The sequence below is a fragment of the Sunxiuqinia elliptica genome, assembly GCF_900113005.1.
Classification (GTDB): domain Bacteria; phylum Bacteroidota; class Bacteroidia; order Bacteroidales; family Prolixibacteraceae; genus Sunxiuqinia; species Sunxiuqinia elliptica.
This window is the reverse complement of sequence record NZ_FONW01000023.1, coordinates 1-2,162: the sequence shown is the minus strand read 5'-3', so window position 1 is coordinate 2,162 and position 2,162 is coordinate 1. Positions and strand designations below refer to the sequence as shown.

The window sequence follows — 2,162 nt, the reverse complement described above, 5'->3', positions numbered from 1 at the left end:
TCATTGCTCTGGCTGATATTGGAAGGACAACCGCTAAGAACCGGTGCTTCATCATCGGTAACCGTTACATCGAAACTGCACTCTGCCGTATTCCCGCTATCGTCTGTCACGGTCCACTTAACTGTCGTCGTTCCTATCGGAAAAACGGCCCCGGACAAACTACTCTGACTGTTAAAATCATTGGTTACTGTCGCAACACCACAGTTGTCTCCTGTAGATAAAGGATCAAGACCCGTACCTGGAACAGTATAGCTGCATTCTCCGTTGTCCGATGCATAGCTCGCTGAGGGAACTGCACAGCTGATTGTCGGATCTTCTGTATCACTGACAACAACATCAAAACTACAGGTAGCAGTATGTTCTGGAACACCATCTTCGGCATACCAAGTAACCGTTGTTGTGCCCTTATTAAAAGCCACCCCGCTCAGGCTAGTTCCCGATCCAGAAGTCGCTCCTGTTAATTCATACCTCACCGTTGGATCTCCACATGGATCTATGTCGGTTGCTGAAGCATCCCAATCAGTCCCGGAATGCGTATAAGAACACTCTCCTGCATCAGTATCAAAATCCTGAGTACTTGTAACAGGGCAGGAAATAACAGGGGAGCTTGTATTTTCTACAATAGTAACCGAAGCAAATTTAATGACATCCAAATCGCAATCCCAGGGATCCATTGCTCGAACAGCAAAATTTCGAGTTCCGGTGGTAGGATAGTTAAAAGTAAAACTAAGCTCCCATGAATTAGCATCTATTTGTTCTGAACTCATTGTATAAGCAGAAGCAAGCGGCTCAAAATTTGTATAAGGGGCTATGTAATTTGTATCTATATCAATGGAAAAAACACTCAAGTCATCAATTCCATCCACATCAGACAATATTGTGCTAAAAGTTATTTCCTCTCCTCTACAAATATCTCCGTTGGGGACAACCACTAAATCAGATAAGGTTGGAGAGGTATTAATTGTAAAAGTTGCATTTGAAAACATTATTTTTTCAATTACATTTCCTTGTTCAAAATCAGCGGTCCAGCTCGTAATCGCTACCAAACGCAATTTATATCCCGAACAAACATCAAAATTTATATCCCCATAAGACACCGCAATTTCAATAAAGCCTTCGTCCGTTCCAGTACAAGTAGCACTTCCGAGCTCGCCTGTAAAGCTTGTTTCATTATCTACAAAAACTGCCTTATCATAATCATAACGATAAACCATCTTATTAGTAATTCCATCACTAGGAGAAAGCCCGGTAAAAATAGCGATATCAGCACCATCTTTTACGCCATCGCCATCAACATCTGCACCGTTAGTTGCATTACCATCAACATCAAAATAAATGGCAAAACCTGCCTGTCCGGAAGCTTCCCGGGTAAACGAGAAATAAAACTCGCTGTTCCCATATACCCCACTCGAATACCAAATCTCACCAATGTCACACTTATCGTTGACACCAACACTAAAGTCATTAGTAATATTAGGATCTAAATAGCCGTCACTGTCACACTTATTACCATCGATGATAGGGTTACCTAAAATCCCGACAGTCTGTCCATAAATCTGATTTACAAACACTCCAGACATAAACAACAATAGAAAGACATACTTCAACAGCTTATTTTCTTTCAACTTTTCTACCATCAGTTGAATTAGAAAAGATACCGACTGACTAATATTTTGTTTCATAACTTTCAGATTTTTAAATGCCGGATAAAAAATCTCCAATCGTATTTAAAATTGCCCTATAGCACCAGGAATAATCTATTCTGATAGAATCAAGTTACGGCAATACGAAAGTGAAAGTCAATATGTTAAAAAGGAAAACCGTTTTTATTAATCAAAGAGGAAGGTTGAGATATCTAATCCCTAGTTTCATCGATTAAAATCGATAGCTAAGAGTTAAAAAATTGTTATTTTGAGGAGAGATATCAACATAATCTTGTTAATATCTGCGTAAAATAGCCCTTTTTAGAAAGAATCGAATTGAAAAGGTAGAATTGATCAAGTATGATGAGAAAAGCATTTATAGGGCTTCTAATAGCTCCTAAAAATTACATATTATGTTGAAATTAGGCATAAAAAAACCCTGAGCTCTGGAAGAACACAGGGTTTAAAAAGAAGGGCGACGACCTACTCTCCCACATTTCTGCAGTACCATCGGCGCTG

1 protein-coding gene is annotated in these 2,162 nt (G+C 39.4%); it reads right to left on the bottom strand.

Translation table 11 applies throughout. The features are described from left to right. Nucleotides 1-1,682, bottom strand: a 1,682-nt coding sequence (locus BM156_RS20545; RefSeq protein ID WP_139218352.1) for an HYR domain-containing protein, incomplete at its 3' end; no start/stop codon positions are given. Nucleotides 1,683-2,162: the final 480 nt, after the last annotated feature.